The organism is Caballeronia sp. GACF4 (genome assembly GCF_023631025.1).
Lineage (GTDB): Bacteria > Pseudomonadota > Gammaproteobacteria > Burkholderiales > Burkholderiaceae > Caballeronia.
Map to the genome: position 1 here is coordinate 13,885 of NZ_JALQDW010000036.1, position 19,572 is coordinate 33,456.

Below are 19,572 nucleotides of genomic sequence, written 5' to 3' on the forward strand. Positions count from 1 at the left end.
GGACCGCCTTTCATGCTTGCCCGCATCACCCGCCTGTTTCCGCTCTGGGCCGTTCTGGTCTCCGTTGCCGCCTACTATTCGCCTTCGTCCGTCACGGGCATTGCGCCGCATGTCACCACGCTCCTGACCATCATCATGCTGTCGATGGGCGTAACGCTCTCCGTCGACGACTTCCGGCGCGTCTTCACGCGCCCCGCGCCGGTAATCGCGGGCATCGTGCTGCATTACCTCGTCATGCCGCTTGCCGCATGGGTTATCGCGAAGGCGTTGCACATGCCGCCCGATCTGACGGCGGGCATGGTGCTGGTTGGCAGCGTGGCGAGCGGCACGGCGTCCAACGTCATGATTTATCTGGCGCGCGGCGACGTCGCCTTGTCGGTGACCATCAGCGCGCTCTCGACACTCGTCGGCGTGTTCGCGACGCCGCTGCTCACGCGCCTTTATGTCGATGCATCGATCTCCGTCGATGTCCACGGCATGTTGATGAGCATCCTGCAGATCGTCGCGCTGCCTATCGTGGTCGGACTTATCGTGAATCATCTGTTCGAGAAATTCGTGCGCAAGATCGAATGGCTGCTGCCGCTCGTGTCGATGGTGTCTATTCTGCTCATCATTGCCGCCGTGGTCGGCGGGACGCAGAAGAGTATTGCGTCGGTCGGACTCGTGGTCGCATTCGGCGTGGTGATGCATAACGGCATCGGGCTCCTGAGCGGCTATTGGGGCGGCCGCTTGCTCGGCTTCGACGAGGCCGTGTGCCGCACGCTCGCTATCGAAGTGGGCATGCAGAATTCGGGGCTCGCGGCTACGCTCGGCAAGCTTTATTTCACGCCGATAGCGGCCTTGCCCGGCGCCCTGTTCTCCGTGTGGCACAACCTCTCGGGCTCGATGCTCGCGGGTTATTGGGCCGGCCGTCCGGCGAAGGGTTCGACACGCGATACGGATACGGATACGGCCGCGGTCGTCGCTGCAAAACGAAACTGACTTGCACGATGCGTGGTGCGCTTCGAGGCGCGCTAGTTTTTGGCGCCCCGACCTTTCCACGTCGCTATGGCCACACCGAGAACGGCGACGCCCATCGCCCACCAGGCCATTGTCGGCAACACTTCGCCGAGAATGAAGTACGACATGATTGCCGCGCCGGGCGGCACGAAGAAGAACAGCGCCGCTACTTGCGACACCTTTCCGGCGCGTGTCAATGCGAGCAGCAGCGTGATCGCGATCAGCGAGTTGCCGATCACGAGATAAGCGAGCGTGACGGCGAGCGTCGGGTTCCACTGCACTTCCGTGCGCTCGAAGAAGAACGCCATCGGCGCACAGCACGCGAAGCCCACTGCATATTGAACGAGGTTCGACGTGAGCGGGTCCTGTGCCGTGCCCGCGCGTTTCTCGTACAACATCGCGGCCGTGATGCCGATTAGCGCGCCCACCGCGAGCAATACCGGCCCGAGTGCCGATGCGTGCAGCGTGCCGCGCGACAGGATCACGCCGGCCGAGCCGCCAAGCGCGAGTATCAAGCCCAGCCATTGCCGCACGCCAATACGCTCACCGGTCAGCGATGGCGCAAGCACGCTCACGAGTATCGGCTGCAACGAAACGATCAGCGCAAGCCATGACGTTGCAATGCCCGCTGTCATCGACAGATAGCTGAGGCCGAAGTACATCACCTGCACGAGCAGGCCCATGACGACCAGGTAACGCCAGCTTCGCATGTCGCTTGGCCAGAGCGGCCGTCTGAACACGCACACGCCGATGAGCACCGCAATGCTGAGCGCAAAGCGTATCGAGAGAAACGTGAGCGGCGAGGCGTAGTGCAGGCCGGTCTTGGCGACGGGAAAGCCCGCGGACCACAAAAGCAAAAAGACGATCGGACCGCCGATGGCAAGCCAGCGTCCGCCATCTTGCGCTGCTTCCTGCGTGACGCGATGCGCGTTCGGCCCCTGTGCCATGTCTCGCTTCCCCTTAGGTTTTGATCGTCCTGCGACCGGAGCAAACGCGCGTTCGACAAGACGTGGACGGTTTAAAGCCTTCCACGCATGGCTTTGCCGGGAACAACGTCTGCTCTTGCTTACGAGCTAAGGCACTGTTGAAAGCCTTCGCATGACGAGCACTTTCTCTCACAAAAATAGCATTAGCCGCGTCTTGCACATTCGCGAAGACATTCTCGCGAACCCACGCGCGGACTGCCTACGGAGCCCACCTATGCGTGACCTCGACCTCGATCATAACGTCCGACCCGCCCTTCGAACGCCCGCCCCGAAACTCATGCGTCGTGCCGCATTCGGTGTGGCTGCTTGCTTGTCGTTCTCTCTTGCAGCATGCAACAGCGCACCGGACAAGCCGTCACCCGTGGCGAACGCGGTCGCCAATGCAACCGCGGCCGTGCGCGCGGACGACGACATGAAGACCGTGCTCGACGCTTATGCGGCACTCGATCCGAAGGCCATCGAGAAGGTCGATGTGCCGACGGCGCGCGCTCAACCTACTATCGCCGATGCCGTCAACTCCGTGCTGAAGACGCAGGGTCGCAGCACTTCGCCGCAAGCGTTGGTGCCGGGCGTCACGAGCCGCGACATTACCGTGCAGGGCGCGGCCGGCAGCTTGCCCGCGACGGTGTACAAGCCCGCAGGCAATGGCCCGTTTCCCGTCGTGACGTATTTTCATGGGGGCGGCTGGGTGATCGCGGACCGCAAGGTCTATGACGGCGGCGCGCGTGGGCTTGCGAAGGCGGCCAATGCAATCGTCGTATCGGTCGATTACCGGCGTGCGCCCGAGGCGCGCTTTCCCGCCGCGTGGGATGACGCCTTCGCGTCGTACAAGTGGGTGGCAAGCCACGCCGCTTCGCTTGGCGGCGACCCGAAGAAGCTAGCGCTCGCGGGCGAAAGCGCGGGTGGCAATCTCGCGGTCGCGACGGCCATCGCCGCACGCGATGCGAATGCGCCGAAGCCGCTTGCCGTGATCGCCGTGTATCCGGTGGCGCAAACGGGCAGCATGAACACGGAGTCGTATATCGAGAACGCAGTGGCCAAGCCGCTCAACAAGCCGATGATCGCGTGGTTCCTCGACAAGCTCTTGCGCACGCCGGCCGACAAGCAGGACACGCGTCTCGACCTGGTTCACGCCAATCTCGCGGGCTTGCCGCCGGTCACCATCATCAACGCGCGTATCGATCCTTTGCGTGACGATGGCGCGCAGTTGCAGAAGGCGATTGCAGCGGTGAACGGGCCGGTCGATCGTCGCGTCTATGACGGCGTGACGCACGAGTTCTTCGGCACGGCGGCTGTGGTGCAGAAGGCGAAAGATGCGCAGCAGTATGCGGGGACGCGCTTGCAGCAGTCTTTTGGCACAGGTCAGTAAGCGCGGGTGATGTGATTCGCACGCGGGACGGCTTCGATGTTTCCCGCGTGCGCCTCGTGGCTCATGGGTTGAATGTCATTCCTCGCACGGCACGTTGCAAGCCGCGGCAACAGGCCGTGCCTCCGCGCCAATGCCTGCAAGCGTCGCAAGTCCCAGCAACGCCAGCGCACCGCCCACCATGAAGTCCGTCGGAATGCTCGCGCGATCGACGACCGCGCCGCCGACGAACGAACCCATCGCAATCGCCACTTGGATGATGCTCACGAAAAGCGCCGATCCGGCCTCCGGATGCTCGGGCGTCGCGCGCTGAATCCACATGCTGAAGCACAGCGGCAGCGCGCCGAATGCAATACCCCACGCCAGCACAACCGCGCCGACCGCGAGCGACGAATGCCGCAGGATCGGCATTAGCAGCAGCGCGAACATGAGGAGCGACACCATCGTGAGAAGCGTGCCCTTGAGATTGCGCTGCACGGCGGACGACGCCGCGAAATTCGAGAAGAACCCGATGATGCCGAAGCCGAGCAGAAGCCACGTGACCGTCGCCATGTCGAGGTGTGCATCGCCGAGCAAGAAGGGCGTTACATACGTGTAGGAAGAAAAGTGCGCGCCGAAGACGAGCGCCACCATCAAAAGACTTCTGCGCGGATGCGAGTGCTTGAGAAGCGCCGTGAGATCGCCGAAGCGCAAAGCCGCAGCCGATGGCAACGAAGGCACGAGCAACCACTGCGCGACGAGCGCGACGGCAACGAGCCCTCCCGTCGCCAGAAACGACACGCGCCAAGACGCCACGCTCGCGATGAACGTACCGAGCGGCACGCCAATGACCGTCGCGCACGTCACGCCGGTGAGAATGGCGGCCATTGCGCGTGCACTGTCTTTCGCCTCGACGAGCCTTCCCGCCGCCGATGTCGCGAGCGTCCAGAAGCCGCCGAGCGCGGCGCCCAGAAGCGCGCGGCCAAGCAGCATGACAACGAGATTCGGTGCGAACGCCGACAGCAGGTTCGAGCACAAGAGCAACGCGGTGAGCAACAGGAACACATGCCGCCGGTCCATGCGTCCCGCGCCGAGCATCAAAGCGGGTGCGGAAATGGCCGCGACGATGCCGGGAATGGTCACCATCAATCCCGCCACGCCGGGGAGAATGTTCAAGTCGTGCGCGACGTGAGGAAGCAATCCAACGGGTAAAAATTCAGTGGTGACGAACGCGAACGCGCCAATCGTCACGGCGGCGACCGCGAGCCACTGACGCAGCGACGAGTTTTTGTCGTCGGTCAGGGGCGTGGCGCGTTCGAGCGTCGAGTCTTCCATCAGCATGGCGTTTTTCGATCCGGGTAAGGAGTGAGTGCGGGCTTATCTTCGAGCATCTTTGCCGGCAACATAACACTGCCTTTCATCTTCTGCACAAGTGACCCAACCGCGGCTTATGGGGCCGGGTTAGCAATGCCATGCATGTTCTTAGCAGAAGTGCTTGGTTCTATTTTTGGCGGCGCTGCGCTACTTTCGAGGCTTTGGCTTTTATCCGCGTCTCATGCCCAGCAACTCCACTTCTCCGCTTCTTCAAGTGCGTCACCTCGATGTCGACTACGGCGCGCATCGCGCGGTGCGCAAGCTGTCGTTCGACATCGCGGCGGGGCAGGCGGTGGCGCTCGTCGGCGAATCGGGCTGCGGCAAGTCCACTACGGCGATGTCGCTCATGCGCCTTCTGCCGAAGCATGCGAAGACCGGCGGCGCGGCGCTCTTCGATGGCATCGATCTTTTGTCGGCGCCGGAACGCAAGCTCGCGGACCTGCGTGGCCGCCGCATGTCGATGATCTTTCAGGAGCCGATGACTTCGCTCAATCCCGTGCTGACTATTGGTGCACAAGTCGCCGAGGCGCTGATTCTTCATACATCGATGTCGCGTGCCGCTGCGCGCAAGCGTGCCGTCGAACTGCTCGATCTTGTGCGCATTCCCGAACCCGCGCGTCGGGCGGACGACTATCCGCATCATCTTTCCGGCGGACAACGCCAGCGCGCGATGATCGCCGCAGCCATCGCTTGCGAGCCCGCGCTTCTTATCGCCGATGAACCCACCACCGCGCTCGATGTCACCGTGCAGGCCGGCATCCTGCGTCTGCTCGATAACTTGCGGCGCGATCTTTCGATGGCATTGCTGCTCATCACGCACGATCTGGGTATCGTGTCCGACTGGGCGGATCGCGTAGTCGTGATGCATGGCGGTGAGGCGCTCGAACAGGGTTCGGCGCGCGACGTGCTCGATCATCCGCGTCATGCCTATTCACGTGGATTGCGCGGCGCGGCGCTGCATCTCTCGGCCGACAAGCATTATCGCGAGGCGCGCTTGCCGGAGATTCGCGCGCTCGCTTCGGCCACGGGCATGACCGATTTCACGCTACATGTGCCGACGCGCGCGGCGCATTCGGCACGGCCCATCGACCACGATGCAAGACCGCTGCTCTCGCTCGACAAGGTCGACACGGCTTACGCGACAGCGCGTGGCACGCGTCATGTGCTGCACGATATTTCCTTCGATATCGCGCGTGGCGAGACGGTGGGTCTGGTCGGCGAATCGGGTTGCGGCAAGTCCACGCTCTCGCGCACCATCATGCGGCTTTTGACGCCGGATGCCGGACGCATCGTGCTCGATGGCGTCGATATCGCGCGGCTGACGCGGCGTGAGCTGGCGCCGCATCGGCACAAGATGCAGATGGTGTTTCAGGACCCTTATGCATCGTTGAATCCGCGCAAGACGGTAGGGCAGATTCTGCATTTCGCGCTCGATGTTCAGGGCACCGTTCCTACCCGCGATCGCGACGCCAGGATCGTGAAGATGCTCGATGCAGTCGGTTTGCCTTCGGGCGCGGCGCGTCGTTATGCGCACGAGTTTTCGGGCGGGCAGCGGCAACGCATCGGCATTGCGCGGGCGTTGATACTCGAACCGGCGCTTCTGATCTGCGACGAGCCGGTATCCGCGCTCGATGTCTCTATTCAGGCGCAGATACTGAATTTGCTCAGCGATCTGAAGGATGAATTCGGTCTGTCGATGCTCTTCATCTCGCACGATCTCGCTGTCGTTCGCTACATGGCGGATCGCGTGCTGGTGATGAAAGATGGACGCATCGTCGAAAGCGGCGGGCACGACGAGATCTGGGACGCGCCCCAGCACGCTTACACGCGCACGCTCATTGCATCGGTGGCGGGGCAGCGACAGCGTGCGGGCAGCGATTTCATCGCCGCATAAGCAGTTGAGCGCTCAACGCTCCGCATGCAAGCCGAACAAGGAAGCAAGACCATCGCCGAGCAGATTGAGCGCAAGCACCGTAGCGACGATAGCAAGACCCGGCAAGGTCGCGATATACCAGTCCGTGCGCAGCACTTCGCGGCCCGCGCCGACCATGTTGCCCCAGCTCGCCACGTTTGGGTCGCCAAGCCCGAGAAACGCCAGCGCGGACTCCGTGAGAATGGCGGTGGCAACCAGCAATGTCGATGACACGAGCACGGGCGTCATCGTATTGGGCAAGACATCCGACACGATAATGCGCAGGTCGCTCGCCCCAAGCGCGATGCTTGCCTGCACCATCTCGCCGTGCCGCAGCTTTTGCGTTTCCGCGCGCACCAGCCGCGCGAGGTTCGGCCACGAAGTCACGCCGATAGCGAGCGCAATCGTCATCACCGAAGGCTGCACGATGGCGACGATGGCGAGCGCGAACAGAAACGGCGGCACCGTCTGAAAGAACACGGTGACGCGATTGATTTCACGATCGAGCCAGCCGCCGAAGTACCCAGCGAAAAGGCCCGCCACCACGCCGATGACGACGCTGATGAACGTCGAAGCCGCGGCGATCACGAGCGAGGCGCGTGCGCCATACAACAATCCCGAGAGGATATCGCGGCCCAGCATGTCGGTGCCGAGCGGAAACGCCGCATCTTGCCCCGGACGCAGAAATGGTTCGGCGACGAGTTCTAGTGGATCTCCGGGACGCAGCCACTGCGCACAGAGCGCGACCGCGATGATCGCCACGAGCAGCACGCCGCCGATCAACGCGGAAGGCGCGCGCAGAAAGCGCAGAGCGGCATGCCAGCGGCGAGGCTTTTGCAGCGCGGAGAGTTGGGACATGGTGCGGTTCTCAGGAAATGCGCGGGTCGAGCCAGCGGTTGATGGCGTCGGTGGCCCAGTTGACGAGGACGACGAGAATCGAGCTGCACAGCAGCACGCCGAGCAGCACGCTGAGATCGCGCCGCACGAGCGCATCGAAAGCGAGCCGCCCGAGCCCCGGCCACGAAAACACCGTTTCGACTACCACCGCGCCGCCGATCACCGAGCCGATCTGCATGCCGAGCATCGTCACGAACGGAATGAGCGCATTGCGCAGCACGTGCACGCGAAAGAGCCGCAACGGCCGCACGCCGCGCGCAATAGCCGTGCGCACATAATCTTCGCGACGTACTTCGATGACGGTCGCGCGAATCAAACGCGCATACGTGGCGACGTAGAAAAGCGCGAGCGTGACAGCGGGAAGAATAAGATGATGTGCGACATCCAGCACATGCGCCCAGCCTGTGAGCCCGGAGGAAATGGTCTGCATACCCCCGACCGGCAGCCAGTCGAGCCACACCGAGAACACGACCACCAGCATGAGCCCGGTCCAGAAAAGCGGCGTGGCGAAACAAAGCAGCGAAAGCGTGGAGATGACGACATCGACGAAACGTCCCGCGTACCATGCAGCGAGCGCGCCGAGCAGCAGTCCGACGATGGCCGCGATCAGCACTGCGCTGCCCATCAGCAAAAGCGTGGCGGGCACGCGGTTCCAGATGAGCTGCGCGACGGGCATGCCTTCGCGGAACGAGTAGCCGAGATCGAAGCGCGCGAGATGTCCGAGGTACTTTGCAAACTGCACCCAGAGCGGTTGATCGAGCCCGAACTGCTGACGCAACGCGGCGACGTATTGCGCCGACGCGCCGCCGGATTCGCCCGCGATGACCTGCACGGCATCGCCGGGGGCGAGCCGAAGCAGGAAGAAGTTGACGACCGCAATGCCGAGCACGACGCCCACGAGTTGCCCGAGCCGATGCAACGCGATGGAGAGCCATCGCGCGGTGCGCTTCGTATCGGTCGCGATGATCTCACTCATGCTTCGAAGGGTCGGTGTACCACACGTTCTTGAACGAGCCATAGACCTGATCGACGCCGCTTACCGTATCGTTGAGGTCGGCCGATTGCACCGTGAAGAAGTGCAGTTCGAGCAGCGGCAGCGACGGCAGATCGGTCTGCACCTGACGCTGGAACGCTTTGAAAAGCGTTACGCGTTCGGCTTGATCGCCGGAGGCTTGCGCATCGCGAATCAGTTGATCGACCTTGGCGTTGCGATAGCCCGAACCATTCGTGAACGGAATGTTCTTGCCGATACTGTTCGACTGATACTCGCGCGTCACGCCCACTTGCGGGTCCGAGAAGCCTGCGTACCACTGGATCGTCACGTCGAAATCGCGGTCGCCGTAAATGCGGCGCGTGTAGGTCGGCGTGTCCTGATTGCGGATATCCGCGTCGATACCGATTTTCTTGAACGCTTGCTTGATGAACTCCGCGCTGCGAAGAAACTCGTCACCGTACGGCAGATAATCGATAGTCAGCTTGAAGCGTGTACCGTTGGGGCCTGCCTTGTAACCGGCCGTATCGAGCAGCGAGTTGGCCTTTGCAATGTCGTAGGGATACTGCGGCACGTCGGGCTCGAAGAACTCCTTGAGCGTCGATACGACAGGGCTCACCGCTGGTTTGCCGAAGCCTGACCACACCACGCGGTTATACGCGTTGCGATCGATGGCCAGATAAAGCGCCTGCCGCACGCGCGCATCCTTCAACTGAGGACGATCGTTGTTGATGTCGAGAAAGAGCCACGGCGAGAGCCATTCATAACCCTTCGTTTCCACCTTGAGGTTCGGCAGTTTCGCGAGACGTTGCGCGTCGCGAGCGGGTACGGGGCTCAGCGGCGCGTATTGCACTTCGCCCTTTTCGAGCGCGGCGGTGCGTGCGCCGCCATCGGGAATCACACGATAGATCACCTTGTCGAGATACGGCTTGCCCTTGTCCCAGTAGTCCGGATTGCGTTCGAGCAGAATGTAGTCGCCTTTCACCCATTTGCGGAAAATGAACGGACCCGTGCCCACTGGCTTGTTGTTGTACGGATTGTTGAGGATGTCCGTGCCTTCATACAGATGCTTCGGCAACACTTGCGCGCCGTTGCTGTTGAGCGAACTCAGCACGGCAAGCGATGGCTTCGAAAAATGGATGATGACGGTGTAATCGTCCGGCGTATCCACGCGGTCCGCGTTGGCGAACAGAGCCTGATTGCGCGGATGATATTTCTTCCACACGTTTTCGAGCGTCCACTTCACGTCGGCGGAAGTGAAGGGTTTGCCGTCGTGCCACTTCACGCCCTGACGCAGATTCAACGTGAGCGTCTTGCCGTCGGTCGAAAGCGCCCACTTGACCGCGAGTCCCGGCTTGAGATGAAAGTCGTTGTCGTATTCGATGAGGCCGTCGAAGACATTGGTGCTGAAGGTTCCCGTCGGCGACGACGTGCTCAGTGCTGCCGTCAGAATGACAGGCTCGGGCTGCGAGATGACGGTGAGCGTGCCGCCGCGTTTGGGCGTCTCTGCGTGAGCCAGGCTCGATCCCGCGATGAGCGCCACGAATGCGAGCGGGCGCGCCCAACGCTGCCAGAGCCTGAGTGTTGTGCTGGTCGACACGTGCGATTCCTCTTGTTGTGATGTTGCGCGATATTTGCGTAGTGTTGATTCGATGTTGCGGTAGATGGCCGCTGCAAGACAGGGCGAGCACCTTGCGGGATCGCGAACGATAGCAACGACTCGCCACGTGAGGAACCAATAAAAAGTGCTGTGCATATGACGTAGCATGCTTCGCATCGGTGCGGCGGATGAGCGCTGCGCGGCCACGAAGAATGGTGTACGTTTCGTGTCTCGCCTGGCTTTCATATCGAACGGATCGCACATGACTCATCAAGCCGATGTCCGCGCGCTCGCCGCGCTCGAATCACGTAACGCGCATGCTGGGGCGTTTCGCCGTCTCTCGCAGGCGCATTGGAGCGACGGTCGTCTGTCGAGCCGCGACAAACATTTGGTCGCTGTGGCGGTGGGACAGGTGACGCGCTGCGAGTACTGTATCGAGCATCACGCGGAGATCGCGAAGCGCCTGGGTGCGTCGCTCGATGAGTTGCTTGCCGCTTCGTATATCGCTGCGGCGCTAGAGACTTTCGGGCGCGGGGAAGTAAAGATCGATGCCGCCTTCACGTTCGAACAACGCGAGTCGGTGATCAACGGCACGGCTATCGGCGCGGGCCGCGATACGTTCGCAAGCACCGTCTTTCGCGACGATACCTTGCCGCGTGAATTACGCCTCGTGACCGCCGCCGCTGTCGCGCAAGCGCAAAATCACGAGCCGTTGCGGCGGTCGCTGCACGCGCTTGCCATCGAAGCAGGCGTCACATCCGAGGCGCTCGAAGAAGCCTACGCGGTCGCGATCATTCTGCGTGCGGGCGCGGTCTACGCGCATACCTTGCCTATCGCGAGATTGTTCGAAGCGAAGTGATGCAAGCCGGGTCCATTCATCGTGGCCCGGCTTTTCTTTATCTCGAAAGAGCTACTAACGGTCTTTCGCCAACACGTCAGTGAATCGCGCAAAGCCGTGCGAATAGAAAAGCAACGCGCTTGGTTCGGAGAGCCTGCAAGTCAGGCGCGATACTCTATGGTTTTTGCGCTCAACGTGACCGAGATGACACCGACTTCGCCTGGCAACGGCTTGGCTTCGGCCAGCAGGTTTATCGTCGTGACCGTGCTCGTGGGTGTCGGCGCGGGCATCGGCGGCATGTTGCTCGCGTTGTTGCTGCACGCCATCCAGCACATCGCGTTCGGCTATAGCCTCGATGCGGTCATCAGCCGGGAGAGCTTTCTCGAAGGCGTGACGGCCGCGCCACCCGAGCGCCGGCTCGTCGTGCTTACGTTGTGCGGTCTCGTGGCGGGTATCGGCTGGTGGTGCGTGTATCGCTTCGGCAAGCCGCTCGTGAGTATCCGCAAGGCCGTCAAATCGGACGATCCGCGTATGCCGGTGATCAGCACGCTCGCGCATACGGTGTTGCAGATCGTCACGGTAGCCATGGGTTCGCCGCTCGGCCGTGAAGTCGCGCCGCGCGAGATCGGTTCGCTATGGGCGGGATGGCTCGCGCATTACGCGGGACTCACGCCCGCGCAGTCGCGCATCATGGTGGCGTGCGGCGCGGGTGCGGGGCTCGCGGCGGTCTATAACGTGCCGCTCGGCGGCGCGGTGTTCGTGCTCGAAGTGCTGCTCGGCACCTTCGAATGGTCCATCGTCGCGGCGGCGTTCGCGACCTCGGCAATCGGCGCGCTGGTAGCGTGGGTCGGTCTCGGCGATGAACATCAGTATCGGTTGCCCGCGCTCGCCTTCAATGCGCAGATCGTCGTGTGGGCCGTGGTCACGGGGCCGCTTTTCGGCGTCGCTGCCTGGGTGTTCGTGCGGCTGACATCGGCGGCGCGCAATGCCGCACCGCGCGGCAATGCATTGCCGGTGCTTGCACTCATCAACTTCGCGATGATCGGTGCGCTCGCCATGTATTTCCCGCAGCTCGTCGGCAACGGCAAGGGGCCGGCGGGCCTGTCGTTCGACAATCAGATGACGCTCGGGCTCGCCGCCGTGCTGCTCGTGCTCAAGGTGATGGTCGAAGTGAGTACGTTGCGCGCGGGCGCGGAGGGCGGGCTGCTCACGCCGGGGCTTACGAATGGCGCGCTGCTGGCCGTGATTCTCGGTAGCGTGTGGAATGTGCTCTGGCCGGGAACGTCGCTTGGCGCGTTCGCTGTGGTGGGGGCGGCGGCGTTCCTGGGGGCATCGATGCAGATGCCGTTGACGGCCATCGTGCTGATGATCGAATTCACGCGTTTCAGCCAGGACTTTCTGATTCCGGCTGCGCTCGGCATTGCGGGTTCGACGGTGGCGTACCGGGCGGTCGAATCCTACGCGGCCCGCGCGGTCGCACGGCCGGAGCAACCGGCCAATGGCGTCGACGGGATCACGCCTTGATACATCGCGGGCTTCGCGCGGCAGCACCGCACGCGGCCGCCGAAGCCCGCGACGACCTCAATCGTCCAGCAGCGAAGCGTCCCGCACCGCGCCCTTATCCGCCGACATCACGAGCTTGGCGTAAGCCTTGAGCGCGGTCGATACCTTGCGCGGACGCGGCGCGGCCGGCTTCCAGCCTCGGGCGTTCTGCTCTTCGCGGCGGCGCGCGAGCTCGTCATCCGACAGCAGCACGTCGATAGTGCGATTCGGAATGTCGATGCGAATCTTGTCGCCATTGCGCACGAGGCCGATAGCGCCGCCCGCCGCCGCTTCGGGCGAGCAATGACCGATTGACAGCCCCGACGTGCCGCCCGAAAAACGCCCGTCCGTGAGAAGCGCGCACGACTTGCCGAGCCCCTTGGACTTGATGTAGCTCGTCGGATAAAGCATCTCCTGCATGCCGGGTCCGCCCTTCGGACCTTCGTAGCGCACGATCACCACGTCGCCCGCCTTGACCTTGTCGTTCAGAATGTTTTCGACCGCCTCGTCCTGCGATTCGGTGACATGAGCCGTGCCTTCGAACACCAGAATGCTCTCGTCCACGCCAGCCGTTTTCACCACGCAGCCGTCCAGCGCGATATTGCCCGTGAGCACCGCCAGTCCGCCTTCGCGCGAGAACGCGTGTTCATACGAGCGGATGCAGCCTTCGGCGCGATCCGTATCGAGACTCGGCCAACGCGTGTTCTGGCTGAACGCCACTTGCGTCGGCACGCCTGCGGGACCGGCCATGTAGAAGGTCTTCACGGCATCGTCGGGATTGCGCTTGATGTCCCACTCGTCGAGCGCGTCCTTGAGCGTGTGCGCGTGGACCGTCGGCACGTCGGTATGCAGCTTGCCCGCGCGATCCAGTTCGCCGAGGATAGCCATGATGCCGCCCGCGCGATGCACGTCCTCGATGTGATACTTGTTCGTGTTCGGCGCGACCTTGCACAGTTGCGGCACGACGCGCGAAAGGCGGTCGATGTCCGTCATGGTGAAGTCGATTTCCGCCTCGCGCGCAATGGCCAGCAAGTGCAGGATCGTGTTGGTCGAGCCGCCCATGGCGATGTCGAGCGTCATCGCGTTTTCGAACGCCTTGAAGCCGACCGAGCGTGGCAGCACGCGGTCTTCCTCGTGCTCGTAATACTGCCGCGCCAGACCGACGATACGGCGCCCCGCGCGCTTGAAAAGCTGCTCGCGATCCGCGTGCGTGGCGACCACCGTGCCGTTGCCCGGCAGCGACAGACCGAGCGCTTCGGTCAGGCAGTTCATCGAGTTGGCCGTGAACATGCCCGAGCACGAACCGCACGTCGGGCACGCGGAGCGTTCGACCTCGGCGACATCGGCGTCGGAGTAGGAGGCGTCGGCGGCGATCACCATGGCATCGACCAGATCGAGCTTCTTGAACTCGATTGCCTTGGTCTTCGGATTGGCAAGATGCGTCTTGCCGGCTTCCATCGGTCCGCCGGACACGAAGACAACCGGAATGTTGAGGCGCATGGCGGCCATCAACATGCCCGGCGTGATCTTGTCGCAATTGGAAATGCAGACCATGGCGTCGGCGCAGTGCGCGTTGACCATGTACTCGACCGAATCCGCGATGATCTCGCGGCTCGGCAGCGAATACAGCATGCCGTCGTGACCCATGGCGATGCCGTCATCGACCGCAATGGTGTTGAATTCCTTGGCGACGCCGCCCGCTGCCTCGATCTCGCGCGCGACGAGCTGACCGAGATCTTTCAGGTGGACATGTCCGGGAACGAACTGCGTGAACGAATTGACGACGGCGATGATCGGCTTCGAAAAGTCTTCGTCTTTCATGCCGGTGGCGCGCCACAGCGAGCGCGCTCCCGCCATGTTGCGGCCGGCGGTGGAGGTTTTGGAACGGTATGCGGGCATTGTGATTTCGAGGAGTCGCGGGGAAGAATGCGGGCCAGGGGATGAGCGGCCGGACATGCGCCCGTGCGAACGACCTTTTGAGCTTCGCCGCGGGCAATCCCAATATTATCCCACAGGCCCTGAAACGACCGCTGGATGCGGCTTTGGCGGTTTTATCGCGATACGGGCGGCTGGGGTGGCCGGGGTGGCGTTACCCACATGGCGCTCGGCACGATGAAATACTGCGGCGCATTGCGCGTGGAGAGCGTGCCAGTGACGGCGATAGGAACCCGCACCGGAGGCGGCGGCACGCCAATGAGCTGTATGCGCGGGACCATGAGCCGTCCCAGCGCGTCCTGCGAAAACCGCCTGTCCACGACGCACAGGGGCGGGTCCATTGCGAGCATCCAGGCGGTCCTGACGGAGCCATCGCTCGATTCCACGTCTTCACGCACGGCGGTGCCGAAAAGCGTGATTGCCGTGCCGACGGGATAGCACGCCACGTCGGCCCGGACCGCGCCGGCCCACAACCACAGTGCAACAAACAGGGAGCCGGTCTTCACGGATAAAGTGCGCAACGCGTTGTTCGTTACGCGCGTCGCGGACGCTGCACGCGCGCCATCGGCGTACGTTCGTCCGTCCTTCTCGGCGGCAGCGTATGCGGCTCGCACACCGTGGAGATCGCGTTCTTGTAGATGGCCTGCGAGCCTACCGGCGACTGCACGGCAATGACGTACTGATCGAAAGACTCGATGACGCCGGTGAGTTTTATACCGTTCACGAGAAAAACCCAGACGGTTTTTCGTTCGGCTATCAGGGCATCCAGGAATGCGGATTGAATTTCATGTTCGACTTGTGACATAGCGGCCATCCTCGACTTGCGTTATTCGCCTAAAAATTGTTATCACAGGGGCGTATCTGTGTAGTAAAGCATATGTGCCGGCGCTCATTCCGGGTAAGTCATCGGTACTCCGGTAAGGAGCGCCCTGAGGTCGTCGGTATTAAACGGTTTCGCCAGAACGGTTACACCCAGGCGACGCGCCTCGGCGAGATGATCAGCGTAACCTGTCATAAGCACGACCGCTTGCCGGGGCAAATGTTTTCTTATCCATTCGGCCAGGCAAATTCCGTCGCAGCCCGGCATCTGAATGTCGGACAGTACCAGAGTGAATCGGTTTCCCTCCTTTAATACGCGCATGGCCGCGTCTCCGTCCGACTCGTGGCGCGCGTGCCAGCCGAGCACGTCCAGCACCGCGACGAGTCCCGCAGCCACTTCCTCGTTGTCCTCGACCAGCAGCACGGACGTCTCATTGTCGATCAAAGGCACGCTGACCGGTTCCGCTTCGTCTGCTTCGAGCGGCGCGGCGCCCGTCCAGCGTGGAAGGTAGATGAAAACGGTCGTGCCTTTTCCCCATGTCGTCTCCAGTCGCGCCGTGCCTCCGGCTTGCTCGGCCATGGCCAGTACCTGAGCGAGTCCGAGGCCCGTGCCCGCGCCCGCTGCCTTCGTGGTGAAGAGCGGCTCGAAAGCCTGGTGCGCCACTTCGTCGCTCATGCCGGTTCCGGTGTCGCGGCTTTCGATCACCACGTAATCGCCGGGCGGAACGCTGTAGCGCCGGCTGCTGAACGAGGTATTGCGCGCGGTGACGATGAAATGGCCGCCGCCACGCATCGCGTCTTTCGCATTGACGGCAAGATTGACGAGCGCGGACGTGAGCTCGACAGGATCGACCTTGACCATCCAGAGCGCGTCCGGCGCATTGATTTGCACCGTGATCTTGCTGCTCATGGCCGAATGGAGCAGCGGCTCCGCCTGTTCGAGCCAGCGGTTCAGATTGAGCACGCGCTGTTGCAACGGCTGCTTGCGTGCGACGCTCATCAGCCGGCGAGCCAAGACTCGCGCATTGATGGACGCGCGCTCGACCGCGTTCACCTCGTTCCTGACGCCGATATAGTTCTTGCGCCGCACGAGCTCCATGTTGGCCGTGACGACCATCAGCAGGTTGTTGAAGTCGTGTGCCACGCTCGCCACGAGATTACCGAGCGCGCCCATGCGTTGCAGATGCCGCGTCGCGTCTTCGGCGCGCTGGCGCATCGCCAGTTCGCGGCGCCAGTTGAGCCAAGCCGCTTCTTCCGCCTTGAGGCGGCGCAGCGAAAATACGACGAGAAACCACAGGCAGACGCATGGCACGAGCGCAAGTCCGGCCACCAGCATGTCGTCGTGCCACCAGTCGTGTATCACGTCGCTCATCGCATAACTCGCCGATACATAGACCGGGTAATTCGATGCCTCGCGAAACGCCATCATGCTCTGGCCGCCATCGAGCGGTGAGTCGCCTCGCAGGGAGCCGATGGACACCTTGCGCGCGAACGCGTTGGCGAGCGGCACATGATGCGTCGGCGCATTCATGAGCTTCGGCGCCGGCAGACGCACGAGAATGCCGCCGTCCAGTCGATACAGACCGAGCGTAAGTCCAGGATTGTCCACGAGAAGCTGGCGATAGAAGTCGAGCAAATAATTACGGTCGAGCGAAACGACCACCGCGCCGATAAAGCGCCCGTCGCTCGCGGTCCGCGCAACGAGTTCGTTCACGATATCAAGGCCTGCCATCCGGCCGCGCACCGGCATCGACACATACAGCGGTGCGTGAGCGGCGCGCGTGGCCAGAAAGTCGTCCCGGTCGCCTATCGATACGGCAGGCGCGGGCGTCTGCTTACTTGTCGCGAGTATCTGGCCGGTTCGTCCCACCACGGAAAGCGCCGCCACGTGCGGCAGCTTGGTGACGAGCGCACTCAGCGTGTCGTGCAACTGCACCTGTTGGGTGCGCAGCGTGGCCTCGTCGGTCGAGCCGATTGCCTCTCCGACACGTGCAAAAAGTTCGCGATTCAGATCGAGAAGGTTGACGAGCTTGCACTCGGCGATCCACGCAAGACGGTCGAGCGCAATCTGCTTTTCGTGAATGGCGCGATCGTACGTAACGTAGCCGTACAATGCCGCGCACAGCAGGGGAACCGTGACGGAGGTGACGAGCGCGGCCATGAGTCGCCGGCGCGCGGTCTGGAAGTCGGGGGTATGTCTCGAAACTTCGTCGGATGCGTCTTTGGAGGACGTGGCGGCGCCGGTCATTGAAGACCTCCGGACGAGCGCACCCGATTAGCCATGTCGGATGGCGGGCCGATATTGGTACGCATGTCACTGTCCTCGGAATAGGCGAAAACTTCGCATTTCAATGCGGCTTTCGCTCTTTGTCTGACATCCCGAGCCGGTCTCTCAGGTCGGCTCTTGAGCTTCGCCTTTATTTCGCGGCGAGGCTTATTCGTAATCCGTAGCAATCGTCATACCGCGCAAACAGGCACCAGCAGGTCGCATTTGCGCACGCGGCAGTACTTCCTGATAAGAGTAGAGGAACAAGTTGAGCGTTGTCGATCAAAAATTCGTGGCCGGTATCGATGTCGGCGGGACGAAGAAGGGGTTTCATCTGGTCATCGTGAGGGGGCCGCGGCATCGAATGCGTTTTGACCAGCACGCATCCGCTCGAATTACACGAGCAGTGCCTGCGCTTCGGCGTCGCTGTCGTCGCCATCGATGCCCCTTGTCGTTGGGGAGCGGAAGGCGTTGGGCGCACGGCCGAGCGGCAACTGGCGCGCGAACGCATCTCCTGTTTCTCGACGCCAACGCTCCAACGCGCAGAATCGAATCCGAGCGGGTTCTTCGACTGGATGATCAACGGCGCGCGTGTGTACGATGCATTCGCGAACACTCATCCCATTCTCGAAACGAATCGATACTCGGGCAAGGCAGTCGCCATCGAGACGTTTCCGCACGCGACGACATGTGCGCTCCTTGGGCGCGAAGTCGCGTCGGCGAAGCTGAAGCGCGTGCAGCGCCGACGCCTTCTCGAAGACCTGGGCTTTGAAACGACGCGGCTGAAATCGATCGACTTCGTGGATGCAGCGCTCTGCGCCGTCACGGCGCAGCGCTTTGTCGAAGGCAACACGCGCGCCTTCGGCGACGAGGCCGGAGGCTTTATCGTCGTGCCGGATAAGACGCTCTAGATGGCCACATCCGTCCAGCGTCCGGCGTTCGCGCTTTGCACCGCCGCCGCGACAAAAGCGAGGCCCTTCACGCCGTCGATGACACCCGGGTAGAGCGTCGCTTCGCCGGAGACATCGCGCCCGGCCAATCGGTTGGCGACGCGCTTCGCGAACTCGGTGTACAGATTCGCAAACGCCTCGAAGTAACCTTCGGGATGCCCTATCGCAATGCGTGTCGATTGCTGCGCGCCTTGGCTCGTGGCGGGCCCGAGTCTGCGCGTGATGATCTGTTCGAAGCCATCCTTGCGCCGATGGATCAACCGGTTCGGCTCTTCCTGATGCCATTCCAGGCCGCCCGCGTCGCCATGAATTCGAAAGCTCAGGCCATGCTCGGAACCCGCGGCCGCATTGGTCACGTATAACGAGCCACGCGCGCCGTTGCCGTAGTGCGTCAACGCGCCGACATAGTCGTCCACCTGGCGGCCGGGAATGGCCGAGCCGAGGTCCGCGCAGATTTGCGTGACGTCGAGTCCCGTGACGAAGCCGCCAAGATGAAACGCGTGCGTGCCGATATCCATGAGGACGAGCGACTCGCCACCGCGTTTGCCCTCGGTGCGCCATCCCGAGGGCAAGTCGTGGTGCGCGAAATAGCCCTGGATGTATTGCAGATGCACTTGCCGGATCTCGCCCAGTTCGCCCGCCGCGACCATGTCGCGCGCTTGTCGCACCATCGGGTAACCGGTATAGCAGTAGGTCACGCAGAATTCGGCGTGTGTCTCGGCGACCTTGCGCGCAATGTCCCGCGCGGCGGCGAGCCCGTGCGCGAGCGGCTTGTCGCAGATGATATGAAATCCGCGATCCAGCGCCTGCATGCAGATGTCGTAGTGCGAGTCGTTGGGCGTCATGACGGCGACCACGTCCATCCGGTCGGGACGTTGAGCTTCGGCTTGCAGCATCTCCTGCCACGAGCCATACGCGCGTTCTGCAACGATGCTAAGCGCAATGCCCGCCTCGCGCGAGCGCACGGCGTCCGAAGTCAGCGCACACGCGACAACCTCGTATTGACCATCGAGCCGCGCCGCGATCCTATGCGTCTCGCCGATTATCGAGCCCGGCCCGCCGCCTACGAGTCCAAGACGGATGCGCCGTCCGATGATGTCGATCGTCATTGTCGAGTC

16 protein-coding genes are annotated in these 19,572 nt (G+C 62.7%); 6 read left to right on the plus strand and 10 right to left on the minus strand.

Going from position 1 to position 19,572, the window contains the following annotated elements; genetic code table 11:
* Positions 1-12 precede the first annotated feature (12 nt).
* Entirely contained in the window at positions 13-981 is a 969-nt protein-coding gene (gene panS, locus NCR40_RS28500; protein WP_250511431.1) for a ketopantoate/pantoate/pantothenate transporter PanS, read from the plus strand.
* Positions 982-1,013: 32 nt separating this feature from the next.
* On the opposite strand, the gene NCR40_RS28505 is transcribed toward panS, so the two are convergent.
* Entirely contained in the window at positions 1,014-1,946 is a 933-nt protein-coding gene (locus NCR40_RS28505) for a DMT family transporter (RefSeq protein WP_250511432.1), read from the minus strand.
* A 253-nt stretch (positions 1,947-2,199) separates the two neighbouring features.
* On the opposite strand from NCR40_RS28505, the gene NCR40_RS28510 reads away from it, so the two are divergent.
* Positions 2,200-3,354: an alpha/beta hydrolase gene (locus NCR40_RS28510; RefSeq protein WP_250511433.1), complete on the plus strand. Its 1,155-nt coding sequence runs from the start codon at positions 2,200-2,202 to the stop codon at positions 3,352-3,354.
* 75 nt (positions 3,355-3,429) lie between these two features.
* On the opposite strand, the gene NCR40_RS28515 is transcribed toward NCR40_RS28510, so the two are convergent.
* Positions 3,430-4,671, minus strand: a complete 1,242-nt coding sequence (locus NCR40_RS28515) for an MFS transporter (protein ID WP_250511434.1) — start codon at positions 4,669-4,671, stop codon at positions 3,430-3,432.
* A gap of 214 nt (positions 4,672-4,885) precedes the next feature.
* Between NCR40_RS28515 and NCR40_RS28520 the strand changes: the two genes are divergently transcribed.
* A complete protein-coding gene (locus NCR40_RS28520) occupies positions 4,886-6,598 on the plus strand; it encodes an ABC transporter ATP-binding protein (protein ID WP_250511465.1) in 1,713 nt (570 codons plus the stop codon).
* A 12-nt stretch (positions 6,599-6,610) separates the two neighbouring features.
* Here NCR40_RS28520 and NCR40_RS28525 read toward each other — a convergent pair whose 3' ends face one another.
* Genes NCR40_RS28525 through NCR40_RS28535 form a run of 3 tightly spaced genes read right to left on the minus strand, consistent with a single transcriptional unit; the run spans position 6,611 to position 10,104 of the window.
* A complete protein-coding gene (locus NCR40_RS28525; RefSeq protein WP_250511435.1) occupies positions 6,611-7,474 on the minus strand; it encodes an ABC transporter permease in 864 nt (287 codons plus the stop codon).
* A gap of 10 nt (positions 7,475-7,484) precedes the next feature.
* Complete coding sequence (locus tag NCR40_RS28530) at positions 7,485-8,489, minus strand: ABC transporter permease (RefSeq protein WP_250511436.1); 1,005 nt, start codon at positions 8,487-8,489, stop codon at positions 7,485-7,487.
* A complete protein-coding gene (locus NCR40_RS28535) occupies positions 8,482-10,104 on the minus strand; it encodes an ABC transporter substrate-binding protein (protein ID WP_250511437.1) in 1,623 nt (540 codons plus the stop codon). Before NCR40_RS28535 ends, NCR40_RS28530 begins: the two co-directional genes overlap by 8 nt.
* Positions 10,105-10,366: 262 nt before the next feature.
* Between NCR40_RS28535 and NCR40_RS28540 the strand changes: the two genes are divergently transcribed.
* Together NCR40_RS28540 and NCR40_RS28545 are read left to right on the plus strand one after the other, a co-directional pair.
* Positions 10,367-10,963: a carboxymuconolactone decarboxylase family protein gene (locus NCR40_RS28540; RefSeq protein ID WP_250494903.1), complete on the plus strand. Its 597-nt coding sequence runs from the start codon at positions 10,367-10,369 to the stop codon at positions 10,961-10,963.
* A gap of 183 nt (positions 10,964-11,146) precedes the next feature.
* Entirely contained in the window at positions 11,147-12,466 is a 1,320-nt protein-coding gene (locus tag NCR40_RS28545) for a chloride channel protein (RefSeq protein WP_244831808.1), read from the plus strand.
* A gap of 57 nt (positions 12,467-12,523) precedes the next feature.
* Here NCR40_RS28545 and ilvD read toward each other — a convergent pair whose 3' ends face one another.
* From ilvD to NCR40_RS28565, 4 genes are all read right to left on the minus strand, one after another.
* On the minus strand, positions 12,524-14,383 hold the full coding sequence (gene ilvD / locus NCR40_RS28550; protein WP_250469867.1) for a dihydroxy-acid dehydratase: 1,860 nt from the start codon (positions 14,381-14,383) through the stop codon (positions 12,524-12,526).
* A 152-nt stretch (positions 14,384-14,535) separates the two neighbouring features.
* Positions 14,536-14,940: a hypothetical protein gene (locus NCR40_RS28555; protein ID WP_250511438.1), complete on the minus strand. Its 405-nt coding sequence runs from the start codon at positions 14,938-14,940 to the stop codon at positions 14,536-14,538.
* Between the two features lie 11 nt (positions 14,941-14,951).
* On the minus strand, positions 14,952-15,224 hold the full coding sequence (gene hfq / locus NCR40_RS28560) for an RNA chaperone Hfq (RefSeq protein WP_244831805.1): 273 nt from the start codon (positions 15,222-15,224) through the stop codon (positions 14,952-14,954).
* An 84-nt stretch (positions 15,225-15,308) separates the two neighbouring features.
* Complete coding sequence (locus NCR40_RS28565) at positions 15,309-17,486, minus strand: hybrid sensor histidine kinase/response regulator family protein (RefSeq protein ID WP_250511439.1); 2,178 nt, start codon at positions 17,484-17,486, stop codon at positions 15,309-15,311.
* Between the two features lie 389 nt (positions 17,487-17,875).
* Here NCR40_RS28565 and NCR40_RS28570 point away from each other — a divergent pair, with 389 nt between their 5' ends.
* Positions 17,876-18,415, plus strand: coding sequence for a DUF429 domain-containing protein (locus tag NCR40_RS28570; protein WP_250511440.1), 540 nt, complete (start codon positions 17,876-17,878; stop codon positions 18,413-18,415).
* Here the strand turns inward: NCR40_RS28570 and NCR40_RS28575 are convergent.
* Positions 18,412-19,563 carry a Gfo/Idh/MocA family protein gene (locus NCR40_RS28575; protein WP_250511441.1) on the minus strand — a complete coding sequence of 384 codons (1,152 nt, stop codon included), beginning with the start codon at positions 19,561-19,563 and terminating at the stop codon, positions 18,412-18,414. The genes NCR40_RS28570 and NCR40_RS28575 overlap by 4 nt on opposite strands.
* Between the last annotated feature and the right edge of the window lie 9 nt (positions 19,564-19,572).